Raw genomic sequence first — 1,794 nt, forward strand, 5'->3', positions numbered from 1 at the left:
GCGCTATTTGCAGTGCCACACGCAAGAGCATGTCTTGCTGTAGGCCTCGACCAGCGTAGACGAATGCCACTCCACCTCTGGACCGTTTGCAACTATGGTATGAGGTATAGGCGAGGACTTTCTTACGGCTATGATGAACAGACGTGGCCGGGATTGCGGCAGGAAATGGACCGCGTTCATGACCACGGCTCCGAATCTATAGCCGCCGTTCGACAGAGCAGCGCTGATAGCCGCGAAATCCTTGCCGTCATGGGAGGTAATGGCACCGCACACGTTTTCCAGCACAATCATGCGCGGAGCGCGATCTTCTTCGCCCAAGGCCTTCATGAGTTTCCAAAACGGCCAGAATGTGCCAGAGCGGTGGCCCTTTAGGCCAGCCCCGGCACCTGCCAAGGAAAGGTCTTGGCAGGGGAACGAAGCCCAAGCCAGATCAACCACACCAGGTAATTCAGTCGTGGTCAACGCCGCTACGTCGCCCACGCGTAAATGGTCATCGCCCCAATTGGTGGCGTAGCTGGCAGCTTTTTTCGGGTCAAAATCGTTTGCGAACATGCATTGCCAATCGGGGCCAAGTCCAGCTCGAGCCATACCGCCACCTGCAAAAAATTCGTAGAAGTTAGCCATTGGTTCCCTTCGCGCTTTTTGAGCAAAATGATGAGTTGATACGTGCAAGCCTTTCTGTCACGGCTTCGGTAATCCAAGTTTTGTGCGATACGTTGCTGGGCCGGTACGAGCATTCGGCATCAATGGCTTCAGATACCCCGGAAGCTAGGCGCAGGGTGGATCGTTCGAGCGCTGAACTCGAATAATTACTGAGAATTTTCATGGTTGTCATTCTGGCGCCATTCTGCGTACAGGCCAAGGGTTTCAGCTGTGGATAGCCTGACACCTTGAGTGCTCAGTTGGCTCATCAGAAAACAATAACAGGCCAACAAGCATATTTTTATAGGAGAGGCCGCAGAATTCGGGAAAAATCGTCCGGTAGGCACTGCTGACCGGAGTCAGACTCTCATGCCCGCCTGTACTCACCCCAACAAGGAAATGACTAGCATGCCAATCAGCAGCACCGATGAAGAATGGGACGAACTCGTTCCCGAGAATTTCGATACCACCGCGCTGCTGCGTGCAGTCGATGCCGTAGACGTGCTGCGCGAAGACTTGAACGACAGAGAGGGTGGTGGGCCGCCGCAACTGCGTACTGACCTGTTGCTACTGCATCAACTGGCGATGGCCGTGTTCAACGACGGATCGCGCAGCCAAGTAGCCGGACTGTTTGAGTTCGCCGTCGATCTGGAAGATCAGGTGCTCGGCCTGATGACCTCGCTGGAACAGGTGCAGGAAACACTCTCCAAGTTAACAGCGCTGTACCCGGAAAGCCTGTCCTATGAAGATGGCGACGTGAGTGAGTCCTGATCATGGCCAAGCTGCCGTCGGTCGAAGGTTTAAGCGATGACGAGCGGGAGTTGCTGATCGAAGCGCTGCGCGCATTGCGTTACCAGCGTGGAAAAGCATGGAATACCGCTTGCGATGCCGCCTTAGCAGTCAGTAAACGCCAACCTTCATTGCGCTCTGCTGGTATCGACGATATCCAGCGATTAGCGCGACGCCTCGGCGGACGTGCATCCCACTGGTCTGAGGAGTGAATCGTACTCTGCCTCTGGCATCTTCTCCAGGAAACAGTTGGTTAACTAGGTTGACGGAATTTTCGGTGGTCCGGCTTAGGCCCCCGGTTTAGCCAAGTGATGTGCCCATACACGCATCACCTGGCTGACACTGACGCCCGCCAGCCGCGCA

Annotated in this window: 3 protein-coding genes; 2 read left to right on the forward strand and 1 reads right to left on the reverse strand. The window is 55.3% G+C overall.

What is annotated here, in order from left to right; translation table 11 throughout:
* Nucleotides 1–3: 3 nt before the first annotated feature.
* Entirely contained in the window at nt 4–624 is a 621-nt protein-coding gene (locus ABJ99_RS25400; protein WP_230081097.1) for a DNA cytosine methyltransferase, read from the reverse strand.
* 426 nt (nt 625–1,050) lie between these two features.
* Between ABJ99_RS25400 and ABJ99_RS25405 the strand changes: the two genes are divergently transcribed.
* Both ABJ99_RS25405 and ABJ99_RS25410 read left to right on the forward strand, forming a co-directional pair.
* Nucleotides 1,051–1,413, forward strand: coding sequence for a hypothetical protein (locus ABJ99_RS25405; protein WP_007247606.1), 363 nt, complete (start codon nt 1,051–1,053; stop codon nt 1,411–1,413).
* Nucleotides 1,414–1,415: 2 nt separating this feature from the next.
* A complete protein-coding gene (locus ABJ99_RS25410) occupies nt 1,416–1,643 on the forward strand; it encodes a hypothetical protein (protein ID WP_004642455.1) in 228 nt (75 codons plus the stop codon).
* Nucleotides 1,644–1,794: the final 151 nt, after the last annotated feature.

This window comes from Pseudomonas syringae pv. cilantro, from assembly GCF_001293775.1.
GTDB lineage: Bacteria > Pseudomonadota > Gammaproteobacteria > Pseudomonadales > Pseudomonadaceae > Aquipseudomonas > Aquipseudomonas syringae_P.